General features: G+C 52.8%; 24 protein-coding genes and 1 tRNA gene. 11 read left to right on the forward strand and 14 right to left on the reverse strand.

Features of this window, described 5'->3' with window-relative positions; translation table 11 throughout:
* Nucleotides 1-7 precede the first annotated feature (7 nt).
* The 6 genes from ruvB to aspS all read right to left on the reverse strand — a co-directional run bounded on the left by ruvB (nt 8) and on the right by aspS (nt 5,406).
* Complete coding sequence (gene ruvB / locus X965_RS07230; protein ID WP_036417571.1) at nt 8-1,018, reverse strand: Holliday junction branch migration DNA helicase RuvB; 1,011 nt, start codon at nt 1,016-1,018, stop codon at nt 8-10.
* A 37-nt stretch (nt 1,019-1,055) separates the two neighbouring features.
* Complete coding sequence (gene ruvA / locus X965_RS07235; RefSeq protein WP_004239448.1) at nt 1,056-1,670, reverse strand: Holliday junction branch migration protein RuvA; 615 nt, start codon at nt 1,668-1,670, stop codon at nt 1,056-1,058.
* A gap of 99 nt (nt 1,671-1,769) precedes the next feature.
* Nucleotides 1,770-2,294 (reverse strand): crossover junction endodeoxyribonuclease RuvC, encoded by a 525-nt coding sequence (gene ruvC / locus X965_RS07240; RefSeq protein WP_004237294.1) that lies wholly within the window; start codon nt 2,292-2,294, stop codon nt 1,770-1,772.
* An 89-nt stretch (nt 2,295-2,383) separates the two neighbouring features.
* Complete coding sequence (locus tag X965_RS07245) at nt 2,384-3,127, reverse strand: YebC/PmpR family DNA-binding transcriptional regulator (protein WP_004237295.1); 744 nt, start codon at nt 3,125-3,127, stop codon at nt 2,384-2,386.
* Nucleotides 3,128-3,178: 51 nt separating this feature from the next.
* Nucleotides 3,179-3,631, reverse strand: coding sequence for a dihydroneopterin triphosphate diphosphatase (nudB, locus tag X965_RS07250; RefSeq protein ID WP_004237296.1), 453 nt, complete (start codon nt 3,629-3,631; stop codon nt 3,179-3,181).
* A gap of 5 nt (nt 3,632-3,636) precedes the next feature.
* Nucleotides 3,637-5,406 (reverse strand): aspartate--tRNA ligase, encoded by a 1,770-nt coding sequence (gene aspS, locus X965_RS07255; RefSeq protein WP_036417573.1) that lies wholly within the window; start codon nt 5,404-5,406, stop codon nt 3,637-3,639.
* A 257-nt stretch (nt 5,407-5,663) separates the two neighbouring features.
* On the opposite strand from aspS, the gene X965_RS07260 reads away from it, so the two are divergent.
* The 4 genes from X965_RS07260 (at nt 5,664) to X965_RS07275 (ending at nt 10,191) form a co-directional block, all read left to right on the forward strand.
* On the forward strand, nt 5,664-6,062 hold the full coding sequence (locus tag X965_RS07260; protein WP_004239452.1) for an MAPEG family protein: 399 nt from the start codon (nt 5,664-5,666) through the stop codon (nt 6,060-6,062).
* An 84-nt stretch (nt 6,063-6,146) separates the two neighbouring features.
* Nucleotides 6,147-6,911: a carboxy-S-adenosyl-L-methionine synthase CmoA gene (cmoA, locus tag X965_RS07265; protein ID WP_004237299.1), complete on the forward strand. Its 765-nt coding sequence runs from the start codon at nt 6,147-6,149 to the stop codon at nt 6,909-6,911.
* Nucleotides 6,904-7,878 carry a tRNA 5-methoxyuridine(34)/uridine 5-oxyacetic acid(34) synthase CmoB gene (gene cmoB, locus X965_RS07270; RefSeq protein WP_036417575.1) on the forward strand — a complete coding sequence of 325 codons (975 nt, stop codon included), beginning with the start codon at nt 6,904-6,906 and terminating at the stop codon, nt 7,876-7,878. Before cmoA ends, cmoB begins: the two co-directional genes overlap by 8 nt.
* Before the next feature lie 126 nt (nt 7,879-8,004).
* Nucleotides 8,005-10,191 carry a glycoside hydrolase gene (locus tag X965_RS07275; protein ID WP_036417577.1) on the forward strand — a complete coding sequence of 729 codons (2,187 nt, stop codon included), beginning with the start codon at nt 8,005-8,007 and terminating at the stop codon, nt 10,189-10,191.
* Nucleotides 10,192-10,246: 55 nt separating this feature from the next.
* Here X965_RS07275 and cutC read toward each other — a convergent pair whose 3' ends face one another.
* Both cutC and X965_RS07285 read right to left on the reverse strand, forming a co-directional pair.
* Complete coding sequence (gene cutC / locus X965_RS07280) at nt 10,247-10,999, reverse strand: copper homeostasis protein CutC (protein WP_036417578.1); 753 nt, start codon at nt 10,997-10,999, stop codon at nt 10,247-10,249.
* Nucleotides 11,000-11,160: 161 nt separating this feature from the next.
* Entirely contained in the window at nt 11,161-11,715 is a 555-nt protein-coding gene (locus X965_RS07285) for a VOC family protein (protein WP_036417579.1), read from the reverse strand.
* Nucleotides 11,716-11,883: 168 nt separating this feature from the next.
* Here X965_RS07285 and argS point away from each other — a divergent pair, with 168 nt between their 5' ends.
* Nucleotides 11,884-13,614, forward strand: coding sequence for an arginine--tRNA ligase (argS, locus tag X965_RS07290; RefSeq protein ID WP_036417581.1), 1,731 nt, complete (start codon nt 11,884-11,886; stop codon nt 13,612-13,614).
* 73 nt (nt 13,615-13,687) lie between these two features.
* Here the strand turns inward: argS and X965_RS07295 are convergent, their stop codons facing one another.
* The 3 genes from X965_RS07295 to rimJ form a co-directional block, all read right to left on the reverse strand.
* A complete protein-coding gene (locus tag X965_RS07295; protein WP_036417680.1) occupies nt 13,688-14,563 on the reverse strand; it encodes a leucine-rich repeat domain-containing protein in 876 nt (291 codons plus the stop codon).
* A gap of 94 nt (nt 14,564-14,657) precedes the next feature.
* On the reverse strand, nt 14,658-16,193 hold the full coding sequence (gene murJ / locus X965_RS07300) for a murein biosynthesis integral membrane protein MurJ (protein ID WP_004237309.1): 1,536 nt from the start codon (nt 16,191-16,193) through the stop codon (nt 14,658-14,660).
* A 74-nt stretch (nt 16,194-16,267) separates the two neighbouring features.
* Nucleotides 16,268-16,852: a ribosomal protein S5-alanine N-acetyltransferase gene (gene rimJ / locus X965_RS07305; RefSeq protein WP_004239462.1), complete on the reverse strand. Its 585-nt coding sequence runs from the start codon at nt 16,850-16,852 to the stop codon at nt 16,268-16,270.
* A 167-nt stretch (nt 16,853-17,019) separates the two neighbouring features.
* Between rimJ and mdtH the strand changes: the two genes are divergently transcribed.
* The 3 genes from mdtH (at nt 17,020) to X965_RS07320 (ending at nt 20,525) form a co-directional block, all read left to right on the forward strand.
* A complete protein-coding gene (mdtH, locus tag X965_RS07310; protein ID WP_036417583.1) occupies nt 17,020-18,219 on the forward strand; it encodes a multidrug efflux MFS transporter MdtH in 1,200 nt (399 codons plus the stop codon).
* A 64-nt stretch (nt 18,220-18,283) separates the two neighbouring features.
* Nucleotides 18,284-18,841, forward strand: a complete 558-nt coding sequence (locus X965_RS07315) for a lipoprotein (RefSeq protein WP_024472962.1) — start codon at nt 18,284-18,286, stop codon at nt 18,839-18,841.
* A gap of 370 nt (nt 18,842-19,211) precedes the next feature.
* The gene (locus tag X965_RS07320; protein WP_036417584.1) at nt 19,212-20,525 is read left to right on the forward strand and encodes a CitMHS family transporter; all 1,314 of its coding nucleotides are present in this window, start codon (nt 19,212-19,214) and stop codon (nt 20,523-20,525) included.
* A 64-nt stretch (nt 20,526-20,589) separates the two neighbouring features.
* Here X965_RS07320 and X965_RS07325 read toward each other — a convergent pair whose 3' ends face one another.
* Both X965_RS07325 and ghrA read right to left on the reverse strand, forming a co-directional pair.
* Nucleotides 20,590-21,150, reverse strand: coding sequence for a molecular chaperone (locus X965_RS07325; RefSeq protein WP_036417585.1), 561 nt, complete (start codon nt 21,148-21,150; stop codon nt 20,590-20,592).
* A gap of 63 nt (nt 21,151-21,213) precedes the next feature.
* Nucleotides 21,214-22,155, reverse strand: coding sequence for a glyoxylate/hydroxypyruvate reductase GhrA (gene ghrA / locus X965_RS07330; protein ID WP_036417587.1), 942 nt, complete (start codon nt 22,153-22,155; stop codon nt 21,214-21,216).
* A gap of 337 nt (nt 22,156-22,492) precedes the next feature.
* On the opposite strand from ghrA, the gene X965_RS07340 reads away from it, so the two are divergent.
* From X965_RS07340 to X965_RS07350, 3 genes are all read left to right on the forward strand, one after another.
* Nucleotides 22,493-22,582 (forward strand) — tRNA-Ser (locus X965_RS07340).
* A 267-nt stretch (nt 22,583-22,849) separates the two neighbouring features.
* Complete coding sequence (dauA, locus tag X965_RS07345; protein ID WP_004237318.1) at nt 22,850-24,571, forward strand: C4-dicarboxylic acid transporter DauA; 1,722 nt, start codon at nt 22,850-22,852, stop codon at nt 24,569-24,571.
* Between the two features lie 81 nt (nt 24,572-24,652).
* A complete protein-coding gene (locus X965_RS07350) occupies nt 24,653-25,102 on the forward strand; it encodes an isoprenylcysteine carboxylmethyltransferase family protein (RefSeq protein ID WP_036417588.1) in 450 nt (149 codons plus the stop codon).
* 7 nt (nt 25,103-25,109) lie between these two features.
* Here X965_RS07350 and X965_RS07355 read toward each other — a convergent pair whose 3' ends face one another.
* A complete protein-coding gene (locus tag X965_RS07355) occupies nt 25,110-26,012 on the reverse strand; it encodes a TIGR01212 family radical SAM protein (RefSeq protein WP_036417591.1) in 903 nt (300 codons plus the stop codon).
* Nucleotides 26,013-26,015: the final 3 nt, after the last annotated feature.

Here is a 26,015-nt window from a genome sequence, read left to right on the forward strand (position 1 = left end):
CGGGTTCTTAATCGTTTCTACTGTGATCAATACCAAAGTGACGATAGGCATGTGCGGTGGCAAGGCGTCCGCGCGGTGTCCGCTGAATAAAGCCCTGCTGGATTAAGAAAGGTTCGATGACATCCTCAATGGTTTCCCGCTCTTCACCGATGGCCGCCGCCAGGTTATCCAGCCCGACCGGGCCGCCCATAAATTTATCAATAATGGTGACCAGCAACTTGCGATCCAGGTAATCAAACCCGGCAGAATCCACATTCAGCATATCCAGAGCCTGACCGGCAATCAGCCCGTCAATACCGCCGTCACCTTTCACCTGGGCAAAATCCCGCACCCGGCGCAGCAGACGGTTGGTGATACGCGGCGTGCCGCGTGAGCGCATGGCAATCTGACGGGCACCATCATCCGAGATATCCAGCCCCATATAACGTGCACTGCGGCTGACAATATGCTGCAAATCATCAGTATTATAAAATTCCAGCCGCTGCACGATCCCGAAACGGTCCCGCAGCGGTGATGTCAGAGAGCCTGCACGGGTGGTGGCACCGATCAGAGTAAACGGCGGCAGGTCGATTTTAATGGAACGGGCAGCAGGCCCTTCCCCGATCATGATATCCAGCTGGTAATCTTCCATCGCCGGATAGAGAATTTCTTCCACCACCGGAGAGAGGCGGTGGATTTCATCGATAAACAACACATCGTGGGGTTCGAGGTTGGTCAGCATGGCCGCCAGATCACCGGCTTTTTCCAGTACCGGTCCGGAGGTGGTGCGCAGATTAACGCCCATTTCATTGGCGACAATATTCGCCAGTGTGGTTTTCCCGAGCCCCGGCGGGCCGAAAATCAGCAGATGATCGAGGGCATCCCCGCGCTGACGGGCAGCCTCGATAAAGATTTCCATCTGTGAACAGACCTGCGGCTGACCCACATACTCCGCCAGTAATTTCGGCCGGATAGCGCGATCCACCACCTCATCATCCGGCAGCGTTTCCGCCGTAATCAGTCTGTCAGCTTCAATCATGACCTGTCACCCCGTTGTGTCATCATCGTTTTTATTATTACAGCGCGGCGCGCAGTGCTTCGCGGATCAGTGTTTCGCTGTCTGAACCGGCTTTTGAGACTTTCGCTATCATGCGGCTGGCTTCCTGCGGTTTATAGCCGAGGGAAATCAGTGCCTCAATGGCTTCAGATTCCGCATCTGCCTGGCTGTTACCCGCCTGCTGACTGGCCGGAAGCGACATTTCCGCATCACGGAACAGGTCACCGTTAAGCCCTTTGAAGCGGTCTTTCATTTCCACGACCAGACGTTCGGCAGTTTTCTTGCCCACACCCGGCAATTTAATTAACTGTGCCACAGCCCCCTGCTCAATCGCCGCCACAAACTGCTGCGCAGACATACCTGAGAGGATCGCCAGTGCCAGTTTCGGCCCGACGCCATTCACTTTGATTAATTCACGGAACAGCGCGCGTTCCTGCTTATCATTAAAGCCGTACAGTAACTGTGCATCTTCCCGCACAATAAACTGGGTGAACAGAATGGCTTCCTGACCGGCATCCGGCAGTTCATAGAAACAGGTCATCGGCATATGGACTTCATAGCCCACACCATTGGTTTCCAGTAATACGACAGGCGGCTGTTTTTCCAGCACAATACCTCTTAAGCGACCGATCACGCGCGTCTCCTTTATGATTGCGGCAGAGCCTGTTTATAGCATAAAAAAAGCTGGACGTATATCCAGCCATCAGAAAATCACGGGTATCTGCGACACCGGTTACTCTTTCAGCCGTCCGCGTGCCATCACCAGACGCGGCTGCCCCATCTGCACCAGGTTCTGGTTAAAGTGACAGTGAGTAATAGCAATCGCCAGTGCATCTGCCGCATCTGCCTGCGGTGCCGCTGACAGTTTCAGTATTGAGCGCACCATATGCTGTACCTGGGCTTTTTCCGCCGCCCCGGTACCGGTGACCGTTTGTTTCACCTGGCGCGCCGCATATTCAAATACCGGCAGATTATTATTCACCGCCGCCAGAATAGCCACACCACGGGCCTGTCCCAGCTTCAGGGCGGAATCAGCATTTTTGGCCATAAAGACCTGTTCGATAGCAAAACAATCCGGCTGATACTGGGTGATGATTTCACTGACACCGGCGTAAATTTTGCCCAGACGGGACGGAAGATCATCCACCTGTGTGCGGATACAGCCGCTGCCGATATACAGCAGACGCCGTCCCTGCTGGCGGATAACACCATAACCGGTCACCCGCGAGCCGGGGTCAATACCGAGAATAATTGCCATAGGAGGACCGTATTGTCACAACAGGAAAAAAGCAAGAAAACAGAGGGATGCGCACAGTGGCGCATCCTCTGCGGAGTGAGTGACGGAAATTACAGCAGTGCTGCAACTTCGTCTGAGATATCGCCGTTGTGGTAGACTTCCTGCACATCGTCAGAGTCTTCCAGCATATCGATAAGGCGCATCAGTTTTGGTGCGGTTTCCGCATCCAGATCCGCTTTGGTGGACGGGATCATCGATACTTCGGCAGATTCAGCTTTGAAACCGGCTGCATCCATCGCGTCTTTGACATCACCCAGAATTTCCCAGGCGGTGTAAACGTCGATAGCGCCGTCGTCAAAGGTTTCAACGTCTTCAGCACCGGCTTCGAGCGCCGCATCCATCACCGCATCCTCATCCAGACCCGGTGCATAGGAAATGATACCTTTGCGGGTAAACAGATAAGCGACGGAGCCATCGGTTCCCAGATTACCGCCGGTTTTGGTGAACGCGTGGCGCACATCCGAAACCGTACGTTTACGGTTATCCGTCAGGCACTCAACCATCACAGCAGTACCGCCCGGGCCGTAACCTTCGTATACGATGGATTCCATGTTATCGTTTTCATCATTACCCGCCCCGCGTGCAATCGCACGGTTCAGGGTATCGCGGGTCATGTTGTTTGCTAACGCTTTATCCACTGCCGCACGCAGACGTGGGTTAGATGCAGGATCAGGACCACCAATGCGCGACGCCGTGACTAATTCACGAATGATTTTCGTGAAAATTTTACCGCGCTTCGCATCTTGCGCGGCCTTGCGGTGTTTGGTGTTGGCCCATTTACTATGACCTGCCATTCTCTAATCTCCAGATTAAGTCTTACGACGTTCATTCATTTAAATCCGCTGTCACTGCGGAAGAACACACTGACGAACGAATTCTTCAATTGCTTCCCCGTTACTGGGTGAGATAGTTTTCGCGGCGGCATCCGCTGCCGGTAACCACTCATACGCCAGATGCTCCGTTAAGGGAACCGCTTTCAGCGCGGGTAAGCATAACACAAACCAGTGTTCCGTATTGTGCGTCACGTCCGGTGCATACCGGTGACGGAAATGCGGAAAAATGGTATAGCGGACGGTGCGCTGACAATCCGTCAGCCGCAGTCCCTCCGCAAGGATATCAATACCGGTTTCTTCTTTTACTTCCCGCAATGCGGCATCGCGGGGAGTTTCTCCCGGTTCCAGACTGCCGGTGACGGACTGCCAGAAAGCAGGATCGTCACGGCGCTGTAACATCAGAACACGCCCCGTTTCCTGCTCACAGATAACCACCAGCACAGATTCAGGGCGTTTAAAAGCCATCAGATTCAGTCACTCTCTTTCTGAGTTACTGCAATCGCCAGCTCTTTCAGAGCATCGTCATTCGCGAAGCTCGGTGCATCTGTCATCAGACAGGCGGCAGCCGTGGTTTTCGGGAACGCGATAACGTCACGGATGTTTTCGGTACCGGTCAGCAGCATCACCAGACGGTCAAGACCAAAGGCCAGACCCGCATGAGGTGGTGTGCCGTATTGTAACGCATCGAGCAGGAAGCCGAATTTGCGGCGCTGTTCTTCCGGGGTGATCCCGAGGATGCAGAATACCGTCTGCTGCATTTCGTTACGGTGGATACGGACAGAGCCGCCGCCCACTTCGTAGCCGTTGATAACCATATCGTAGGCATTGGCGATCGCGTCTTCCGGCGCGTTTTTCAGCTCTTCCGGTGACATATCACGCGGCGAGGTGAACGGATGGTGCATCGCGGTCAGACCGCCTTCACCGTCGTCTTCAAACATCGGGAAGTCGATCACCCACAGCGGACGCCAGCTGTTCAGGTCGGTCAGGTTCAGGTCACGGCCGGTTTTCAGACGCAGCGCGCCCATTGCATCGGTTACGGTGCCTTTCGCGCCCGCGCCGAAGAAAATAATGTCGCCGGTCTGTGCGTCAGTGCGCTCCAGAATGGCTTCAACGGTTTCTGCGGTCAGGAATTTGGCGACAGGAGACTGAACACCCTCAATACCGGCAGAGCGGTCGTTCACTTTCATCCATGCCAGGCCTTTCGCGCCGTAGATGCCGACAAATTTGCCGTATTCATCAATCTGTTTACGGGTCATTTCCGCGCCGCCGGTGACACACAGTGCCACAACACGGCCTTTCGGATCATTTGCCGCATCAGCAAATACAGAGAACTCAGAATCTTTCACCAGGTCGGCGATATCTGTCAGTTCCAGCGGGTTACGTAAATCCGGTTTATCAGAACCGAAGCGGCGCATTGCTTCCGCAAATGTCATCACCGGGAAATCACCCAGTTCAACATTGATGATTTCATTCCACAGTGAGCGGATCATACGCTCCATGGTCGCACGGACCTGGTCCGCAGTCATGAAAGAGGTTTCCACATCGATCTGAGTGAATTCCGGCTGACGGTCAGCACGTAAATCTTCATCACGGAAACATTTGACAATCTGATAGTAACGGTCAAAACCGGACATCATCAGAAGCTGTTTGAACAGCTGCGGAGACTGCGGCAGTGCGTAGAATTTGCCTTTGTGGACACGGCTCGGCACCAGGTAGTCACGGGCACCTTCCGGTGTGGCTTTGGTCAGCATCGGGGTTTCGATATCGAGGAACCCTTCGGTATCCATAAAGCGGCGGACAAACCCGGTGATGCGTGCGCGGGTTTTCAGGCGGTTCGCCATTTCGCTGCGGCGCAGGTCGAGATAGCGGTATTTCAGACGCATCTCTTCGGTGTTTTCGTGGTTGCTGTCGAGCGGTAACGGCTCGGAGCGGTTAAAAATGGTCAGGCCATCTGCATGCACTTCCACACTGCCGGTCGCCATCTCTTTATTAATTTGATTTTCAGGTCGCGCGCGGACAGTTCCGGTAATCTGAATACAGAATTCATTCCGTAATTCAGAGGCTTTGGCAAATGCTTCTTTTTGGTCGGGATCGAAGAAAACCTGAACGATGCCTTCACGGTCACGCATATCGATAAAAATCAAACCCCCGAGATCACGACGACGGTTTACCCAACCACTAAGGGTTACTTTTTGATCGATGTGAGCACTGTTGAGCTGCCCACAATAATTAGTACGCATACGATATCCTTTTGTCCGCTATTGTGCGTTTCTGCAAAATTTTGGCATGGTTCTTTATGAAGAAATGTCAAAAAGGCGATCATTATAGTGGAAAATTCCTGATGAGATAAGTGCAAACAGCACATCTGCCGCAGAGAATTTAGCCACTAATTGATAATTTTCAAATAATTCAGTATGCATTAATATTAAGGATTGTGTTACCCGCTGCTTTGAGGTTTATCATTCTTTTGCTGTTTCAATTGGCCATGGAGTAAAAAATGGTTAGTTCCCTTTATATTGTACTGGGTGCGCTGTTAATCATTAAACTGTCACTCGATGTGATTAAACTGCGGACACTTTACCGCGTCGCTTATGGTGACGGCGGATTTTACGAGTTACAGACGGCGATTCGCGTGCAGGGCAATGCGGTTGAGTATATCCCCGTTGCACTCCTGCTGTTACTGGTGATGGAGCAAAACGGCGCCCAGGTGTGGATGGTCCATGTCTGCGGGGTTATTCTGATTGCCGGCCGGCTGTTTCACTCTTACGGATTAAAACACCGCGAGAACCGCTGGCGGCGTACCGGGATGGCGGCCACCTTCACCGCCATGATCCTGATGGTGCTGGCGAATATCTGGTATCTGCCGTGGCAGCAGATTTTTTCGCCGTACATGTAACCGCTCACGCCGGGACATAACACTTTCTGCGCCGGGTCACCTCTGTTAGAATGCGCGCATCTTTTTGTATTGCAGATCTGTGTTATGTCCAAAGAAATTCCGAATCCGCCGCAGGATACTCTGTTCGCGGCACCGATTGCCCGTCTTGGTGACTGGACGTTTGATGAGAAAGTCGCGGATGTGTTTCCCGATATGATCAAACGCTCAATTCCGGGCTACTCCAATATTATTGCCATGATTGGCATGCTGGCCGGCCGTTTTGTCACGCCCGGCAGTCAGGTTTATGATCTCGGCTGTTCCCGCGCTGCCGCCACCCTGTCTATCCGCCCGAATATCGCGGATAAACCCGGCTGCCGGATCATCGCCGTGGATAATTCCGCGCCGATGGTGGAACACGCCCGCCGCCATGTGGAAAGTTATAAATCCCCGGTACCGGTTGAAGTAACCGAAGGCGATATCCGCCATATTGCGATTGAGAATGCCTCAATGGTGGTTCTCAATTTTACCCTGCAATTCCTGGCACCGGATGACCGCGCCGCACTGCTGAAAAAAATCTATCAGGGCCTGCTGCCGGGCGGCGTGCTGGTGTTATCGGAAAAATTCAGTTTTGAGGATGAGCAGATCGGCGATTTGCTGTTCAGCATGCACCACGATTTCAAACGTGCCAACGGCTACAGTGAGCTGGAAATCAGCCAGAAACGCACCATGCTGGAAGATGTCATGCTGACCGACAGTGTGGAAACCCACAAATCACGGCTGAAAGCGGCCGGTTTTGAACATTGTGAAGTCTGGTTCCAGTGCTTTAACTTCGGGTCATTACTGGCAGTGAAAGAGAATAACCATGATTGATTTCGGCAATTTTTATCAGTTAATTGCAAAAAATGAGCGCCTGAGCCACTGGCTGGAAACACTGCCCGCGCAGATTGCGAAATGGAATAAAGAGTCCCTGCACGGCTACTATCCTGGCTGGGTAAAAACTATTGAAAATCTGCCGGACATGACTCCGGACATTCTCGATCTGAAAACCGGGGTTACTGCACAGCGCACACAGCCGCTGACCGACGGGGAAACCCGCCGTATCAATAACATTCTGCGCAACCTGATGCCGTGGCGTAAAGGCCCGTTCTCGCTCTACGGTGTGGAGATTGATACCGAATGGCGTTCTGATCTGAAATGGGATCGCGTTCTGCCGCATCTGTCCCCGCTTGCCGGGCGCACCATTCTGGATGTCGGCTGCGGCAGCGGTTATCACATGTGGCGCATGGCAGGTGAAGGCGCGGAACTGGTGATCGGTGTGGATCCGACTCAGCTTTTCCTCTGCCAGTTTGAAGCCGTGCGCAAGCTGCTCGGCAATGACCAGCGCGTGCATCTGCTGCCGCTGGGTATTCAGGAACTGCCTGCACTTCAGGCTTTTGATACCGTGTTCTCCATGGGTGTGCTTTATCACCGCCGCTCCCCGCTCGACCACCTCTGGCAGCTGAAAGATCAGCTGGTGTCCGGCGGCGAACTGGTACTGGAAAGTATTGTTGTTGAGGGTGATGAACATCAGTGTCTGATCCCGGGTGAACGCTACGCGCAGATGAGCAACGTCTACTTTATTCCGTCAGCCAAAATGCTGGCTGTCTGGCTGGAAAAATGCGGCTTCATCAATATCAGGATCGTGGATGAGTCTGTCACCACCACGGATGAGCAGCGCCGTACGGAGTGGATGATCAATGAATCCCTCGCCGATTTCCTCAATCCTGACGACCCGTCACTGACGGTTGAAGGCTATCCGGCACCGCGCCGTGCGGTTCTGATCGCCGAAAAACCATAGCCATCAGTAATACGTATATACCCTGTTATTTGCAGGGTATATACCTCCGAAAAACTGACTGTTCTCTCCCCGGGGATTCAGCTACCCTGCCTGTCATATTATGACGAATAAAGGCCACTCCGGATCATGAAATATCGCCTGTCCGCACTGTATCTTCCGCTTCTGTTGTCTGCCTCTGCGGCCTCTGCCACTGTGTTAACGGATAATAATCATCAGGTTTTTATCGACCCGGAAACCCTGCACATAGCAGTGGCGGATACCACTGTCAGCCGGGGAACAGAAAAACAGCCGGTCAGTGATTTAACAGAATATCCCCGCCGTGTCAGCTGGTTCTGGCCGGACAGAGATATGAATGTCACCGCTGTCCTCAATGATACCGAGCTGACCCTGACATTCACCACCAATCAGCCGCAGAATTTTCAGTGGTTCACCCTGCCGGATAACACCGTTTCCTCCCTCTATATGCCGCTGGGCGAAGGACGTCATATTCCGCTGAACAATGAACAGTGGCGTCACTATATGGTCACTGAACAGGACAATATCGATACCAATCAGGATTTGCAGTTACCGCTCTGGAGTCAGCAGCAGGATCGGGTCTACAGCTGGTTGTTACTCAGTCCGTTTCATAACCGTCTGCACTTTGAGGAGAAACAACAGCACCTGCAGATGAGCGCAGTACATCAGTTTAACCGCTTTAATCAGCAGCAGCCGTTTACCGTTTTGCTGCACACCGGTGACACCCCACTGGACGGTGCGCTGCGCTACCGTCGCTGGCTGCAGGATAATAAGCAGTTCACATCACTGGAAGAAAAATTCGCACAGATCCCGGACGGCAAAAAGCTGATCGGTGCCACCCATGTCTATTTATGGGGAAAAAGTATTATCGATCAGCAGGATATTACTGACTGGCCGGGACTGGTGCGCTATCTGCAATCCCCCGCCGGTAACGGGTTATGGTCGGCAATGGAGCCTCAGAGCCGTGATGCTTTTGCTGCTCTGAACGGCAAAACACCGGAAAAATGGCAGCAGCCGTTTCTGGCCGATGCTCTCAACCAGGCGCTGAAGAAAGTCACACCACTGAGCCGCACCCCGGATGACAGTGACTTTATCGCTGCGCAGAAAACACAGGCACAGGCGATCCGTTCTGCCGTAAAACAGCAGCTGAGCCCGTTCCTGGCACCGGAAGCCAGTTGGGGTCAGGGGTTATCCCTTCCTCTTTTAACCGCACTGACCGGAGCAAAACTGGATAAGCTCTGGCTGGGTACTGATAACTGGACTGCCACCTGGTATCAGCCGCAGGCGGTCAGCTATGCCAAAGAGCACGGTTATCTCATCGCCAGCTATGATTCCTACGATACCGCCATTCCGGCAGGCAAAAATACGGAATGGCTGACGGCACAGATCCCGTCAGAATTACGGGAAAAATGCGCGATTGTGACCGGAACAGGCAGAAAACTGCCGGGATTCGGCGGGGATGGTTATTACCTGAATCCGGGCTGCATGCAGGACTTTTCAGAAAAACGCATGACCGAACTGGTACAGCTGACCGGTATCAATAGTCTGTTTCTTGACGTGGACGGCACCGGCATGGTGTCTGATGATTATAATCCGGCATCACACACCGGTGCGGATGCTATGGCGGCAGCAAGAAATAACCGCTTACGGTCAGTGGCGGAAAACATCCGTATCCCGCTGGGTTCGGAAGATGGTAATGCCGTGACCGCACAATATCTGATGTTTGCCCACGGTACCGAAACCCGCGGCTTCGGCTGGAGTGATGCAGATATTCACCGCAACAAACAGTCCCCTTACTACCTGGGTGCCTGGTGGCCGGAAAATGAACCGGCGATCTTTTTTGCACCGGGAAAACTGAAAGATATCTACCTGACCACGGAATTTGATCCGCGCTGGCGGCTGCCGCTGTATCAGGCTGTATTTCATGATGCGGTGATCACCACGCATCACTGGACGCTGGATAACCTGAAATTCCCGGCGGTTACCACCACACGGGAACTGCTGAGCCAGCTGTATAACACGCCGCCGCTCTATAACCTCAGCCGTAATACGGTACAGAAGCGTCTTCCTGCGATGATAAAATCGGACAGTATTTTCCGCCCTCTGCATCAGCAGTTATGGAATAAAGCCCTGACCGGCTTCCGCTGGCTGGACAGTGACGGCCTGGTACAACAGACTCAGTTCAGTGATGGCTCTGTCATCACCGTGAATTTTGCTGACCATGCCATTGCCGGTTATCCGCCGCGCTCACTCAGTGCGATACCGGCAGAGGGAAAGCCCGTTAACGCCGCCTTCTGACAGCAAAACGCCCTCAGTATGAGGGCGTTTTTGATGTAACCGGAAATGAACCGGATCAGTGCACGACCATACTGTGCAGATCCAAAACCCCTTTCATCGCCTCGACGGTGTCCCCGTCCACACAGGTATGGGAAAACTCATCAGCTTCGCTGTCACTGCCCATCGCCACACCGACTTTGCGGTAGCGCATAGTGGACGGCTTGGTTTTGGATGCTGAACTGTGCACTTCCTGAAGGTCGATATCAAGGAACTTCTGAATATTCGCCAGCCGCACACCGGCACCGGCCATAATCACCGGCCCTCTGCTGGCTTCCTGTAACTCTTTGAGCAGAGGTAATCCCAGCTCCGCACTCAGTTGCTGGCCGGATGTCAGAATACGGCTCACACCCAGGTCGGTCAGTTGCTGTAATGCCAGCATCGGATTCGCACACATATCAAAGGCTCTGTGGAAAGTGACCGCCATGTCGCCCGACAGTTTACACAGCATCTTCATCCGCGGCAGATCAACATGCCCGTCCTCATCCAGAATACCGGTGACCACCCCGGGAAAACCCAGGTCGCGGATTTTGGCGATATCATTCTTCATAACCGCAAATTCCGAGGCTGTATAGCAAAAGTCACCGCTGCGCGGACGGAGGATCGGGTGAACCGGGATCCGCAGCCGGTCGATAGTCTGTTTCAGCATGCCCCAGCTCGGGGTCAGCCCGCCCTCTGACGGCGCGGCACACAGTTCAATCCGGTCAGCGCCGGCTTTTTCCGCAGTGAGGGCACATTCCACGCTGTAACAACAAATTTCCAGTTTCGCCATTGATTAGCCTCATCACTTAATTTCGCAGGTAAATATCTCTCGTAAACGATTCAGTCATCCTGATACACACTATTACATGTAATTTAGATTAATGAATTGTTAAATATCACAAGATGCGAAATATCCGGCCGATTCGCACAGGGAAATGTCAGAATTGCAGGTTACCGCTCACTTTCGACAATCTCCTGCAATGTAAACGGATGAAACTTGATGGTGATATTTTCCCGGCTGACAGCCAGTGTCGGGTTCGGTAACCGCTCCTGTTCGCCGCGCGGATGGCTGGCTTTGGTGGTCACCCCGGCCGGTAATGGTGACGGCAGCAATGCGGCAGCCCGCTCTGTCAGGATCTGCGGGTCACCCGGTAATACCAGTTCGATATGTTCCCAGCCCTGATGTGCGTACTGTTTGCCTTTCGGGAACGGCAGTTCCACCACCGGGATCTGCCAGTGCAGCAGTGTCAGCGGCTCATGCAGTAAAAACAGATAAATCGGGCGGCCGTTAATCTGATTATCCGATAACACGGTGCCGCATTTGCGGAATCCGGCCAGCCACTGTTGCGCCAGTGCCTTATCATGAGCCCGCAGTGAGATGTGATCTGCCTGATAGTGCGTGAGATCGAGCTGCAAATCCGCCGCAAACTGCGCTATTTTCCCGGCAAACACCGGCAGCTCTGCCATCAGACCGGCAAGGGATGCTGTCTGTACGCTGTTTTTCATTATGATCCCCTGTGAGAATTCATCCGCAAAGGCGCAGATAGTAGCATGAGACCCTGTTTTTGTGGTATAAAACCAGCCAAATTTCACGACAACATCCCGCCCGGACGAGCCCGCTCCTCCGCCGCTGTTTCCGGGGTGTCATTTTGTTCTTTATATTAAGGTAAACCGGTGAATATTCAGGCAATTCTTTCAGATAAGATCCAACAGGCTCTTATCAGCGCAGGGGCACCACTTGATTGTGATGCTATCGTTAAGCAGTCCGCCAAAGCGCAGTTTGGTGATTACCAGGCCAATGGTGTGATGGCTGCCGCGAAAAAAATGGGTATGCCGCCCCGACAGCTCGCTGAGAAAGTGATTGAACTGCTGGATCTTGACGGAATTGCGGAAAAAACGGAAATCGCCGGTCCCGGTTTTATCAATATTTTCCTCTCCCCTGACTGGCTGACCGCTCAGCTGGAAACCGCGCTGGCTGACGACAAACTGGGCCTGACCCCGGTTGAGCCGATGACCATCGCCATCGACTATTCTGCTCCGAACGTAGCCAAACAGATGCACGTCGGTCATCTGCGCTCCACCATCATCGGTGATGCGGCAGCACGTACCCAGGAGTATCTGGGCCATAAAGTGATCCGCTGTAACCACGTCGGTGACTGGGGAACACAGTTCGGCATGCTTATCGCGTATCTTGAAAAAATGCAGAATGAAGATGCCGGCGATATGGCACTGGCCGACCTGGAAGCCTTCTACCGCGAAGCGAAAAAGCATTACGATGAAGACGAAGTATTTGCTGAGCGCGCGCGCGGCTATGTGGTCAAATTACAGGGCGGTGATGAATACTGCCGCACCATGTGGCGTAAGCTGGTGGACATCACCATGCAGCAGAACCAGGAAACCTATAACCGTCTGAATGTCACCCTGACCGAAGATGATGTCATGGGTGAAAGCCTGTACAACGACATGCTGCCGGGCATTGTCAGTGACCTGCTGAACCGCCGTATCGCCGAAGAGAGCGAAGGCGCGATTGTCGTCTATCTTGATGAATTCAAAAATAAAGAAGGCGAACCGATGGGGGTTATTATCCGCAAAAAAGATGGCGGATATCTCTACACCACCACCGATATCGCCTGTGCAAAGTACCGTCATGACGTACTGCATGCCGACCGCGTCCTTTATTACATTGATTCCCGCCAGCACCAGCATCTGATGCAGGCGTGGACCATCGTCCGCAAAGCCGGTTATATCCCGGAGAGCATGACACTGGAACACCATATGTTCGGTATGATGCTCGGCAAAGACGGCAAACCGTTCAAAACCCGCGCAGGCGGCACTATCCGCCTGTCCGATCTGCTGGATGAAGCTGTTGAACGCGCGGAGAAACTGATCCGTGAGAAAAACAGCGATATGCCGGAAGATGAGCTGAAACAGCTGGCGGAAGTTGTCGGTATCGGCGCGGTGAAATACGCGGATCTGTCAAAAAGCCGTACCACCGACTATATCTTCGACTGGGACAACATGCTGGCCTTTGAAGGTAACACCGCACCGTATATGCAGTATGCCTATACCCGTGTGGCATCCGTCTTCAAACGTGCGGATATTGATGCGGACAGCCTGACACAACCTATTATCCTGACTGACGACCGCGAGCGCCAGTTAGCAGCCCGTCTGTTACAGTTTGAGGAAACCATTACTGCTGTTGCCCGTGAAGGTTTGCCGCATATGATGTGCAGCTATCTGTACGACCTGGCGGGTCTGTTCTCGGGTTTCTACGAACATTGCCCGATTCTGGCAGCGGAAAGCGAAGAGCTGCGCCAGAGCCGTCTGAAACTGGCGCTGCTGACACAGAAAACCCTGAAAGCCGGTCTGGATACCCTGGGTATCGGTACTGTCGAGAAGATGTAATCCCGGCATTACCGGTGATTATTTCTGCAAAAAAGGAACCTGACGGTTCCTTTTTTATTGCCTTCTGAGTCTCTTACAGCAATACCCGGCACCCTGCTGCCTGTAATTTTTCTGCCACCGGCGGAATGACGGAGAAATTATTCCAGCGCAGGTCCAGTTTGCGCAGCTGTGTTAATGCTGCCAGGCTATCCGGCAGCGTACTCAGCTGATTCGCACGTAAATCCAGATATAACAGGGATGATAATTCACCGGTGTTTTCCGGCAAGGTTTTCAGGGCATTGAAACGCAGATTCAGTGTATTGAGTTGTTGTAACCTGCTTATTTCCGGCGAAATAAACGCCACCCGGTTATTATTCAGATCAAGAATTTCCAGCGCTGCCACAGCTGCAATCTCATCCGGAACCGCGGTTATTTTATTATTCATCAGATGCATTTCGCGGGTATTTTTCAGCCCGCTGACAGCAGAAGACAGTTCCGTTATCCGGTTATTATAAAGACGGATTTCTTCCATTTTTTCCATTTCAGAAAACCATGCCGGTATTGCTGTCAGTTGATTATCCGTTGCATTAAAATAACGCAGATTTTTCAGTCCGGAAAATGACGACGGTAAGCTGCTGTATCCGTTTTCACTGAGATAAAGATATTGCAGCTGATGTAATTCACCTATTTCCGGCGGAACATCCGCGATACAATTATGTCCCAGATCCAGCATTTCACAGGCAGTCAGCTGTGCAATATCCGGCGGAATATAAGCCAGCTGATTACAGGAGAGATTCAGTACCCGTAATGACGTACAGTGACGCAGTGCAGCCGGATATTCAGAGAGCTGATTGTTATAGGCACTGATAACCTGCCGGGTATACGGCGGCGTGATAAACGCATCAATTGACGTATACCCGCCGTTATCCAGGTTCAGTTCAGCATCAGAAACAGTGTGTTGGTGCAGCATCAGAAACAGTGTGTTGGTGCAGCATAGAAACGCTCCGGCATCCGCGATTCCGCAGGGCTTGTTATCAGCCCCGTCAGAATAAGATAAAAACAGTTTATAAGCTGCGCTGTGCAAAGTCCCGCAGGCGGAAACCAAGCGCATACAGTGCGGCAAAATAGGCACCGGCACCGGCAATCACCACACCCATCAGGCGCAGCATACGCATCAGCATATTGCCCTGTGACCATTCCGGCATCAGGTACATCATACCCACCAGTACCGCGGCCATAAACAGCATTGCGATCACCAGTTTGAGGAAAAATTTTCCCCAGCCCGGCAACGGTGTGAAGATATTCTGTTTGCGCAGCTGCCAGTAAAGCAGCGAGGCATTGAAACAGGCCGCGATACCAATCGACAGCGCCAGACCGGCATGTTTAAACGGCCCGATAAAGGCCAGGTTCATCAGCTGTGTCAGGATCAGTGTGGCAATCGCGATTTTAACAGGTGTTTTGATGTTCTGGCGGGAATAGAATCCCGGTGCCAGTACTTTAATCACAATCATCCCCATCAGACCGACGCAGTAGGCAATCAGCGCCTGTTGTGTCATCAGGGCATCAAAGGCAGTGAAGTTTTTGTACTGGAACAGGCTGACCGTCAGTGCTTCCGCCAGAATCGCGAGCGCCACCGCACACGGCAGAGCCAGCAGGAAACAGAGGCGTAATCCCCAGTCCATCAGTTTGCGGTATTCGGTGGCATCCCCTTTGGAGAAGCTTTTTGCCAGTGACGGCAGCAGAATCGTCCCCAGTGCCACCCCGAGCACACCGGACGGCAGTTCCATCAGACGGTCGGCATAATACATCCAGGAGACCGAGCCGGACACCAGGAATGAGGCAAAAATGGTGTTGATAATCAGTGAAATCTGGCTGACCGATACCCCGAGGATCGCCGGCCCCATCAGTTTCATTACCCGCCAGACACCGCTGTTACGGAAAGAGACTCTCGGCAGCACCAGCATGCCGATTTTTTTCAGGTGCGGGAGCTGATAGGCAATCTGTAATACCCCCCCTGCCAGCACAGCCCACGCCAGCGCCATAATCGGCGGATCAAAATACGGGGCGGCAAACAGCGCAAAGCCAATCATACTGACATTCAGCAGAGTCGGTGCAAACGCCGGGACGGAAAAACGGTTCCAGGTATTGAGGATCCCCCCCGCCAGTGAAGCGATGGAGATCAGAAAGATATACGGAAAGGTGACTTTCAGCAGATTGGCGGTCAGCGTAAATTTATCCGGGTCATCAGTAAAACCCGGCGCGGTGACATAGATAATCCACGGCGCGGCCAGCATTCCGAGCACGGTGACCACCGCCAGAATCAGTGTCAGCATCCCGGAGACATAGGCGATAAAGGTGCGGGTCGCTTCCTCGCCCTGCTGGGTTTTATATTCCGATAAAATCGGCACAAAGGCCTGGGAGAATGCCCCTTCGGCAAAAATACGCCGCAGCAGATTCGGCAGTTTAAAGGCGACAAAGAAGGCATCGGCGGCCATCGATGCCCCGAAAATCCGGGCGATAATGGCATCGCGGATAAAGCCGAGTACACGCGAGAACATCGTCATCGAGCTGACGGCGGCGAGAGATTTCAATAAATTCATGCTGAGTGTGCTGGTCAGATAACAAAGGCGGAAATAGTATCACGATAACGCGGGCGGAACAGAAAAACCCGCCGTTATCGTGGTTTAACCCAGTCCGGGGTGGTCAGTGCGGTCAGAACATGGTCACGCCACCGGCCGTTAATCATCAGATAATCTTTTGCGTAGCCCTCTTTTTCAAACCCGAGCCGGGCAAGGAGTTGTCCGCTGCGCTGATTATGCGGCATATAGTTTGCCATAATGCGGTGCATGCCCTGCTGACGCTGCATATAGCGCAGTGTCGGCTCCAGGGCTTCCTGCATATAATGCTGCCCCTGCCATTTTTCTCCCAGTGAATAACCGAGAAAACAGGCGTAAAACACGCCGCGGATGACATTACTGTAGTTCGCCACCCCCATCACCTCATTTTCAGCCTGATCCAGCAGCAGAAAATGGAAAGCGGTGCCCTGACGGTGCATATCCGTCATCAGCTGCAGGCGCGATGACCAGCCGGAAGGATGATAGTGGCTGCGGTCGCGGAGAGGCTCCCAGGGTTTCAGAAATGCTTCGTTTTCACAGTAATATTCACTGATGCGGTACGCGTCCCGCTCGTGCGCCAGCCGGACCACCATTCTGTCCGTGTTAAAACGCAGCTGCGGCGTATTCGCGCGGTAGCCGAACAACATAATTCCTCTCTCAGAAGGCCGTAGTCAGGGTGTGCTTAACCACGTTCCGTCGATAAAAAAATATCATCCTGAATTCTCTGTTATCAGACGCTGAATAAGCAGAGAATAGAAGGTCTAATCATCTCCCTTTTTTCTATTCCTTTCAATATTTAATGTGGTGCTGAATGTCACTTGTCAGACAAGCCCGGACGCTGGGTAAGTACTGGTTGCTGGTGGATAACCTGCTGGTTGTTCTCGGCTTCTTTGTGGTCTTCCCGCTGATCTCCATCCGTTTTGTTGAACAACTCGGCTGGGCGGGGATTGTGGTCGGGTTTGCTCTGGGGCTGCGCCAGCTTGTCCAGCAGGGGCTGGGGATATTCGGCGGTGCGATTGCTGACCGCTTCGGCGCCAAGCCGATGATCGTCATCGGTATGTTTCTCCGTGCCGGCGGTTTCGCCCTGATGGCCATGGCGGATGAACCGTGGATCCTCTGGCTCTCCTGTATTCTCTCGGCTATCGGCGGCACGCTGTTTGACCCGCCGCGCACTGCGCTGGTAATCAAACTGACCCGCCCGTATGAACGCGGCCGTTTCTATTCCCTGCTGCTGATGCAGGACAGCGCCGGGGCGGTACTCGGGGCACTGCTCGGCAGCTGGCTGCTTATCTATGACTTTCATCTGGTCTGCTGGGTGGGCGCGGCAATCTTTATTATCACCGCCCTGTGTAATGCCTGGCTGCTGCCCGCTTACCGCATTTCCACCACCCGCACCCCGGTCAAAGAGGGGCTGACCCGCGTACTGAGTGACAAACGGTTCTCCCGCTATGTGCTGACACTGACCGGTTATTTCATTCTCTCCGTGCAGGTGATGCTGATGTTCCCGATCATCGTCAACGAACTGGCGGGCACACCGGCGGCGGTGAAATGGATGTATGCCATTGAGGCTGCATTATCACTGACTCTGCTCTATCCGCTGGCCCGCTGGAGTGAAAAACACTTCCGGCTGGAAACCCGTCTGATGGCCGGTTTATTCCTGATGAGCCTGAGTATGTTCCCGGTCGCACTGACTCATTCACTGCATGTATTATTCGCGATTATCTGTTTGTTCTATTTAGGATCAGTGATTGCCGAGCCGGCACGGGAAACCCTCAGCGCGTCACTGGCGGATCCGCGCGCACGCGGCAGTTACATGGGCTTCCGCCGCCTGGGGCTGGCATTCGGCGGTGCCATCGGTTATACCGGCGGCGGCTGGCTGTATGATCTGGGTAAAGAAATGCAATTACCTGAACTTCCCTGGTTTTTACTCGGTACAATCGGGCTGATTACGCTGATAGCACTTTACCGCCAGTTTAACCCGAAGAAGATAAGCCCTGCCGTATTAAATTGATCCGGATATTTGGGATTTGCCGCAGCACAGGTTAGTATCGGGTGGTATACAACAGGAGATACCGATGAGATTATTCCTTTTTACCGCGGCACTGGTCGCAGCAACGGTTTTAACCGGCTGCGATAAATTAACCGAAATCAGTGTCAGTGAAGAGACCATTAACAGTGCGGTGGCAGAGAATATCCATCTGAATAAACAGATTGGTATGGATGGTGTGGCAGATGCGGATTTTACCCTGGAAAAACTGCTCACTGAAATTGGCCGTGAAGAGCCGGGCAAAGTAAAACTGACAGCAATCGGCTCGCTGAAGCTGGTTTCGCTGTTCGGTTCACGGGATTTCACCATCTCGATGTCCCTCAGCGCCGCACCGTATTTTGATGCCTCCAGCGGGTCAATCTATATGCGGGATGTTGAAATTACCAATTACACGCTGGATCCGGACAAATGGGATACTCTGATTTCCGCGCTGATCCCTTATCTCAATCATACACTGAGCACCTTTTTCAATATCACCCCGGTGTATGTGCTGAATGGCGATAATACAGCCGAAGCGGCTGCGAAGAAGTTTGCCAAGGGCATTGAAATCCGGCCGGGCCGGATCGTTATCCCGTTAACCGAATAATTTCGATTAAAAATTTTAATTGTGATAGTAAATTATTAATTCACTAAATTATGATACCGTTCCTTAACTATCCCGCCGGGAACGGTATCACCTTCCTGTTTTGCAGAAGAATATGACGAAAATTCAATGCATACGAAAAGATACCAGGTTATCCCATTCTGACGCATCTGCAGTACGCTTCCTGTAAAACAGAGCGAAACACTGATTTTTCTGCTGTTACAGATAAAATTAATTTGTGATTGAGCGCTTTTTTCTGAATCTGCAGGATTCTTTTTTGATGATATATTTCACAATTCATAAACATTTTTAACACTCACCTAATCTCTTTCAGTAACATCAGAAAATAACTATTCCGGATAAGGATCATCTGATGCTGACACTGATTGGGCTGCTGATCATCATTTCTATTGTCGTTCTGCTGATGACAGGAAAAACCAGCCCTGTAATTGCCATGTCTGTTATTCCCCTGCTCGGCGCCCTGCTGGCCGGCTACTCTCTGCCTGAAATCACTGAATTTTTTGATTACGGCATCAAGAAAGTTGCCAGTGTCGCGGTAATGTTCCTGTTTGCCATTCTGTTTTTCAGCATTATGAAAGACCTGCATATCTTCAATCCGTTTATCCGGCTGATGCTCGGGCTGACCCGGGGAAATGTGGTAATTGTGGCGATGGTCACTGCGTTGGTGGCAGCCGTTGTGCATCTCGACGGTTCCGGTGCGGCAACCTTTCTGATTATTATCCCGGCATTTCTGCCTATCTACCGGCGGCTGGGTATGAGCCCGTATCTGATGCTGCTGCTGATGTGTATGAGTATGGGGGTGATGAATATGGTGCCGTGGGGCGGGCCGCTCGGCCGCGCATCTGCTGTGACCGGTATTTCCGCCTCAGTGTTGTGGCAGCCGCTGATCCCGGTGCAAATTATCGGTATTACCGCATCGGTGCTGGTTGCCGCACTGTTTGGTCTGCGGGAAAAACGCCGTATCGCCCGGGCGGCACAATACGGCACCACACCGTATGAGCAGGATTCGCTTCTTGAATTGTATGATGAGGCGGATAACGAACACGGTACGGAAAAACCACAGCGCTTTCTGATTAATATCTCGCTGATCCTGCTGGCGATCCTCAGCCTGGCTCTGGGGTGGCTCGCGGCACCGTATATCTTTATGCTGGCGCTCTCCGCCGCTCTCATTGTCAATTACCCGAAACCGAAAGATCAGGTGGCAGTGATTAACCATCATGCCCCGCAGGCGTTATCCATGGCAGCAATTATCCTGTCCGCCGGGGTATTCCTGGGGATTATGGATAAAGGCGGGATGCTGGAGTCCGTGGCTAAGGATCTGCTGCTGATTATTCCGGGACACATGGCGGAACAGTTCCACATCATTATCGGCTTTATTGGTGTACCGCTGGATATCTTTACCAGTACCGATGCCTATTACTTTGCCCTGCTGCCGATTGTCCGTGATGTGGTGGCGTCCGCCGGTATTCCCCCTGCGGATGTGGTGTATGCCATGGCTATCGGTAATAACGCCGGAACCTTTGTCAGCCCGTTCTCACCGGCTGTGTGGCTGGCTGTAGGGATTGCCGGGGTGGATATGGGACGGCATCTGCGCTACTCCTTCTTCTGGATCTGGCTGTTCAGCTTTATCACCCTGGCAGCAGGCTGGTTCCTCGGGCTGTTCTGAGCCGGATACAAAAAGCCCGGTCATCTGACCGGGCCTGAAAAATAACATGTGACAACGTCACACATTAATCATCGTTTTCGTCTTCTTCTGCATCTTCTGTCAGCTCTTCATACAGCGCGGACAGTGCTTCGCGGGTCAGAATAGCCAGGGTGCGGTAAAAGCCGTGCTGTGCATGTGACTCAACTTTCCCGAGAAATGCATCACTCCACGGCAGCAGATAGTCCGCAAACAGCGCCGTCTGCGCACTGACTTCATCTTCCTGTGCCTGATCTTCCAGCCAGGATGCCGCCAGCAGCAGAGACCCGAAACTGTCTGTTACCGTATCAGTCAGCGGCATACCGCGCTCACTGAGAAACTGACGGACTTCACTTTCCGGTTCACCGGTATAGTCCGACCGGTGCTGAGCCACCGCCCCGTCAGTAAACAGCTGCTGATAATCCGCTGCCAGTTCCGCACTGTCACAATGCTCAGCCAGCCGTGTCAGCAGTGCATCCTGCTCCAGCGGCCAGTGGGCTTTCAGTTGCCCCTGCTTAATCATCGTCAGAACCGGTGCCAGCACAGGATCAGCCGGAGCGCGGTTAAACAGCGTTCCGAGCAGGCGGCAGACCAGTGAAAATTCATTCATACTTCAAATCCTTATTAACTGAGTTGCCGCTATTGTCCGGATTGTCCTTATCGCTGTAAAGAATTAATACCCCAGTTCCATATTCACCACACCCTGCGGTGCTTCGCCCCGCTCAATCCGATCAATATTGGCGGCAATCGCTTTCATTGCCTCTGACGGAATGGTAAATGCAGCAATGTGCGGCGTGACATCCACCCGCGGGTGGGTCCAGAACGGGTGCATTTCCGGCAGCGGTTCGGTGGCGAACACATCCAGGCTGGCACCGGCAATCTGTCCGTCATCAATGGCTTCCAGTAAATCGTTATCCACCAGATGCGAACCGCGCGCCAGGTTAATCAGGTAAGAACTCTGCGGCAGCTTACTGAACAGTGACTGGTTGAGGATCCCCCGGGTCTGCGGTGTGTCAGGCAGCAGGTTGATCAGCAGGCGGCTGTGGCTTAAGAATTCATCCAGCTGATCGTTGCCGTGAAAACTGGTCACGCCGGGGATCTGTTTTGGTGTCCGGCTCCAGCCATGGACTTTAAATCCGAACTCTGCCAGCTTTTCCGCCACAGAACGGCCGAGAACACCGGTTCCCAGTACGCCGATTTCAAATTCATCAAAGGTGAAAGCAGGCTGAGCTTTCCAGATACGCTGCTCCTGCTGGCGTTTATAAATATCCATCTTGCGGAAGTACCACAGCGCCTTGGCAACCGCGTACTCCTGCATCTGCGCCCCCATCCCGGTATCTTCAAGGCGGATCACCGGCACCCCGGCAGGCAGTGTGCCGGGGTTTGCCTGTTCCTGTTTCAGAATGGCATCCACCCCGGCGCCCAGCGCAAAGACCCCTTTCATGGTGGTCCGCCCGGCCAGACACTCACGCGGCGGTAACCACACCAGGGCATAATCCGCCGGCTGGTTATCACCCGGAACCCATTTGCGGATATCCGCCTGCGGCAGGTGTTTTTTCATGCCGTTGATCCACAACTCAGAATCAAAAAAAGGATGGTAGAAAATAATATTCATGCGGCGCTCCTCTGTTTTTTTACCAGCCTGATAGGATTACGCAAAGAATTCAAGCCCCGGACAGATTTTCGTATCGTTAAAATGTTGTTATTGTTAACTGACCTGCATATTTTTCCGGCAGATGATTTTCCGCCGGAAAAAAAATCAGCGTTCATTTTTCAGGCAGCCGGTACGCTGTTTTCAGCGGATTTGCTATGTTAATCACCAATATGCTGTTTTTTTGGTTAAACAAACGAAAAAACACATTTTTTTTCATGGCGTGTATTGACGGGTTACGTCGCTTCCCCTATAGTAGCGCCCCGTTGCAGCGAGATATCAACGCAACGAACAGTACCCCGGTGAGATGTCCGAGTGGCTGAAGGAGCACGCCTGGAAAGTGTGTATGCGCGAAAGTGCATCGAGGGTTCGAATCCCTCTCTCACCGCCATCTTAAGAGAAGAGCCTGCTGAGCAATCAGCAGGCTTTTTTCGTTTCTGCTTTTTCTTTTTTATGCTGCTATCCGGTCCGGCGGCAGAATATCCTGTTTTATTACACCTTAACTTCTTCATATTTTTGATTTTATTTTAATATCCGCTATTGTATACAGCGTCATTTGATGTATCTCAGCTAAATCTCTCCCTGTTTTGCGTAGACTAATGCGCGTTGGCGTCTCCCTATTTTTTTCATATGACTCAGAGGTGACAGTTGTCCGGAAATGAAAATTTCAACATTTAAAGGATTATCTCTTTTTACTGCATTAATTGACTCGTGCTGGAAACAGCCTTACTCCGTTTCCCGTCTGATAAAAGATACCATTGCAGGTATCACCGTCGGGATTATTGCTATCCCACTGGCCATGGCATTGGCTATCGGCAGTGGTGTGGCACCGCAATATGGCCTGTATACGGCCGCTATCGCCGGTATTGTGATTGCGGTGACCGGCGGCTCCCGTTTCAGTGTCTCCGGGCCGACCGCCGCGTTTGTGGTGATCCTCTACCCCGTATCCCAGCAGTTCGGGTTAGGCGGGCTACTGATAGCCACTCTGATGTCCGGGATTATCCTGCTGGCAATGGGTCTGGCGCGTTTCGGTAAACTCATTGAATATATTCCGATTTCCGTGGTGCTCGGCTTCACCTCAGGGATTGCGATCACCATCGCCACCATGCAGGTGAAAGACTTTTTCGGTCTGACCATGGCGCATGTACCGGAAAACTATGTTGATAAGGTTATTGCCCTTGTCAGAGCCATGCCGACCATCAATCTGTCGGATACCCTGATTGGCGTAACCACACTGCTGGTGCTGATCTACTGGCCGAAACTGAAACTTCGTCTGCCGGGACACCTTCCCGCTGTAATTGCCGGGATGCTGGTGATGCTGGTGCTGTCCCTGTTCGGCATGGAAGCGGCCACCATCGGCTCCCGTTTCAGTTATACCCTGGCGGACGGTACACAGGGTGCGGGGATCCCGCCGATTCTGCCGCAGTTTATCCTGCCGTGGAATTTACCGACCCCGGACGGCAAAGAATTTGTGTTCAGCTGGGCCACCATTACCGCCCTGATGCCGGCAGCGTTTTCGATGGCAATGCTGGGCGCGATTGAATCGCTGCTCTGTGCGGTGGTGCTTGACGGTATGACCGGCAAAAAACATAACTCCAACGGCGAATTACTGGGTCAGGGACTGGGTAATATCACCGCACCGTTCTTCGGCGGCATTACCGCCACTGCTGCTATCGCCCGTTCGGCGGCTAACGTGCGTGCCGGTGCCACATCGCCGGTCTCTGCTATTATTCACTCTCTGCTGGTGCTGCTGACTCTGCTGATCCTGGCGCCGCTGCTTTCTTATCTGCCGCTGGCCGCGATGTCCGCTCTGCTGCTGATGGTGGCATGGAATATGAGTGAAGCGGCTAAAGTCATTGAACTTATCCGCCGCGCGCCGAAAGACGATATTATCGTGCTGCTGCTGTGCCTGAGCCTCACTGTGCTGTTTGATATGGTCATTGCTATCAGTGTCGGGATTGTGCTGGCCTCACTGCTGTTTATGCGCCGTATCGCCAATATGACGCGCCTGAGTGAGTCTTCCTATACCGATCACGACAAAGGGCTTCTGGTTGTCCGGGTTAACGGCCCGCTGTTCTTTGCCGCTGCCGAGCGGATTTTTGATGATCTGAAAGTCAAAAGTTCGGGATATCACACCATTGTAATGCAGTGGGATGCGGTGCCGGTACTTGATGCGGGTGGATTAAAAGCCTTCCGCCGTTTTATTGACGAAGCTGGTGTGGATACACACATCGTGGTCACCGATATTCCGTTCCAGCCGCTGAAAACCCTGGCGCGGGCACGGATTGTCCCGGTTGAGAATAAAATCAGCTTTTACCCGTCGGTCAGTAAGGCACTGATTGAACTGGGGCTGATGGATGGTGTGACATCAGAGGCATGATAACCTCTGTAATCAGGCTATAATGAACAGAGCGGCGGGCGTAATGTCCGCCGTTTCTTTATCTGTTACCGGAGAAAAATCATGGCCGTATTCCGTCTTCCCTTTCTTAACTGGCTGATTATCAACGCCGTTGCAGCCATCTGGCTGTATGCCAAAGATGCACTGGTGATTCAGTTCAGCGGCTGGAGCGGCATTTTAGCCATATTGATCGGGCTGGAAAGTCTCGGCTGGATTGGTGCATCACTGGTGTATTTCCGCCGCCATAACACCACGCCGAACCCGCTCGGCGAAGCGACCCATCTCATCACCGGCGGACCGTTCCGTCTGTCACGCAATCCGGTCTACCTCGCGCTGACCACTGCCTGTATCGGCTTTGCCCTGCTGACCCACTCTTACTATTTTCTCATCGGCGGCCTTATTTTCTGGCTGATCACCGATCTGTTCAGCATCCCGCAGGAAGAAAAATTCCTTGCCGGAAAATTTAAACAGGAATGGGCGGCCTATTGCCAGCAGACACGGCGCTGGCTGTAATTCACGCTCAGATTGCGCTGCCCTGGCCGCCGTTTGCCAGCAGATACTGCCACAGGCCGTTCATGCCGAGCCAGCGGTTGCTGCACCAGTCCGGTGCCAGTAAGGTCGGACGCCGTGCGCTGGCGCAGATGCGGTGATAAATGACATCCGGCGGTGTGTGGCGGATTATCTCTCCTGCGGTGGCGACATACTCTTCGAGGGAAATGGTGGGCAAGCGCCCTGCCCGCCAGGCTTTTGCCATCGTGCTGCCTTCCACAATATGCAGCGGATGCAGTTTGATGCCTTCAACGCCGGTCTCCAGCACACGCTCAAGTGTGATGAGATTATCGGCTGCGGTTTCTCCCGGCAGACCGGTGATCAGATGACAACACACTTTCAACCCGCGTTCACGGGCGGCCCGGGTGGTAGCCTGATAACAGGCAAAATCATGACCGCGGTTGATACGTTTCAGGGTTTTATCATGGGCGGTCTGTAATCCCAGTTCCAGCCATACCTCATAGCCCTGCTGCTGATAGCTTTGCAGCAGCTCCAGCACCGCCTCCGGCACACAGTCCGGCCGCGTACCGACACACAATCCCACCACATCGGCCTGAGTCAGTGCGGATTCATACATCTCACGCAGCAGTTCAACTTCCGCGTAGGTGCTGGTATAGGCCTGGAAATAGGCAAGATAACGTTTGGCACGGGTGATTTTGCCGGACTGCTGGCTCAGTTGCTCCTCAATGGAATCATACTGTGCATTTTCATCCGCAAAAGAAGCCACATTACAGAAGGTACAACCGCCGCGCCCGAGGGTGCCGTCACGGTTAGGGCAGCTGAAGCCGCCGTGGAGGGTGATTTTATGGATTTTTTCGCCATAACGGCGCTGAAGATCAGCGCCGAACATGTTAACGACTGTGTGAAGCTGCATCGG

It is taken from the genome of Morganella sp. EGD-HP17 (assembly GCF_000512315.2).
Taxonomy (GTDB): Bacteria; Pseudomonadota; Gammaproteobacteria; order Enterobacterales; family Enterobacteriaceae; genus Morganella; species Morganella morganii.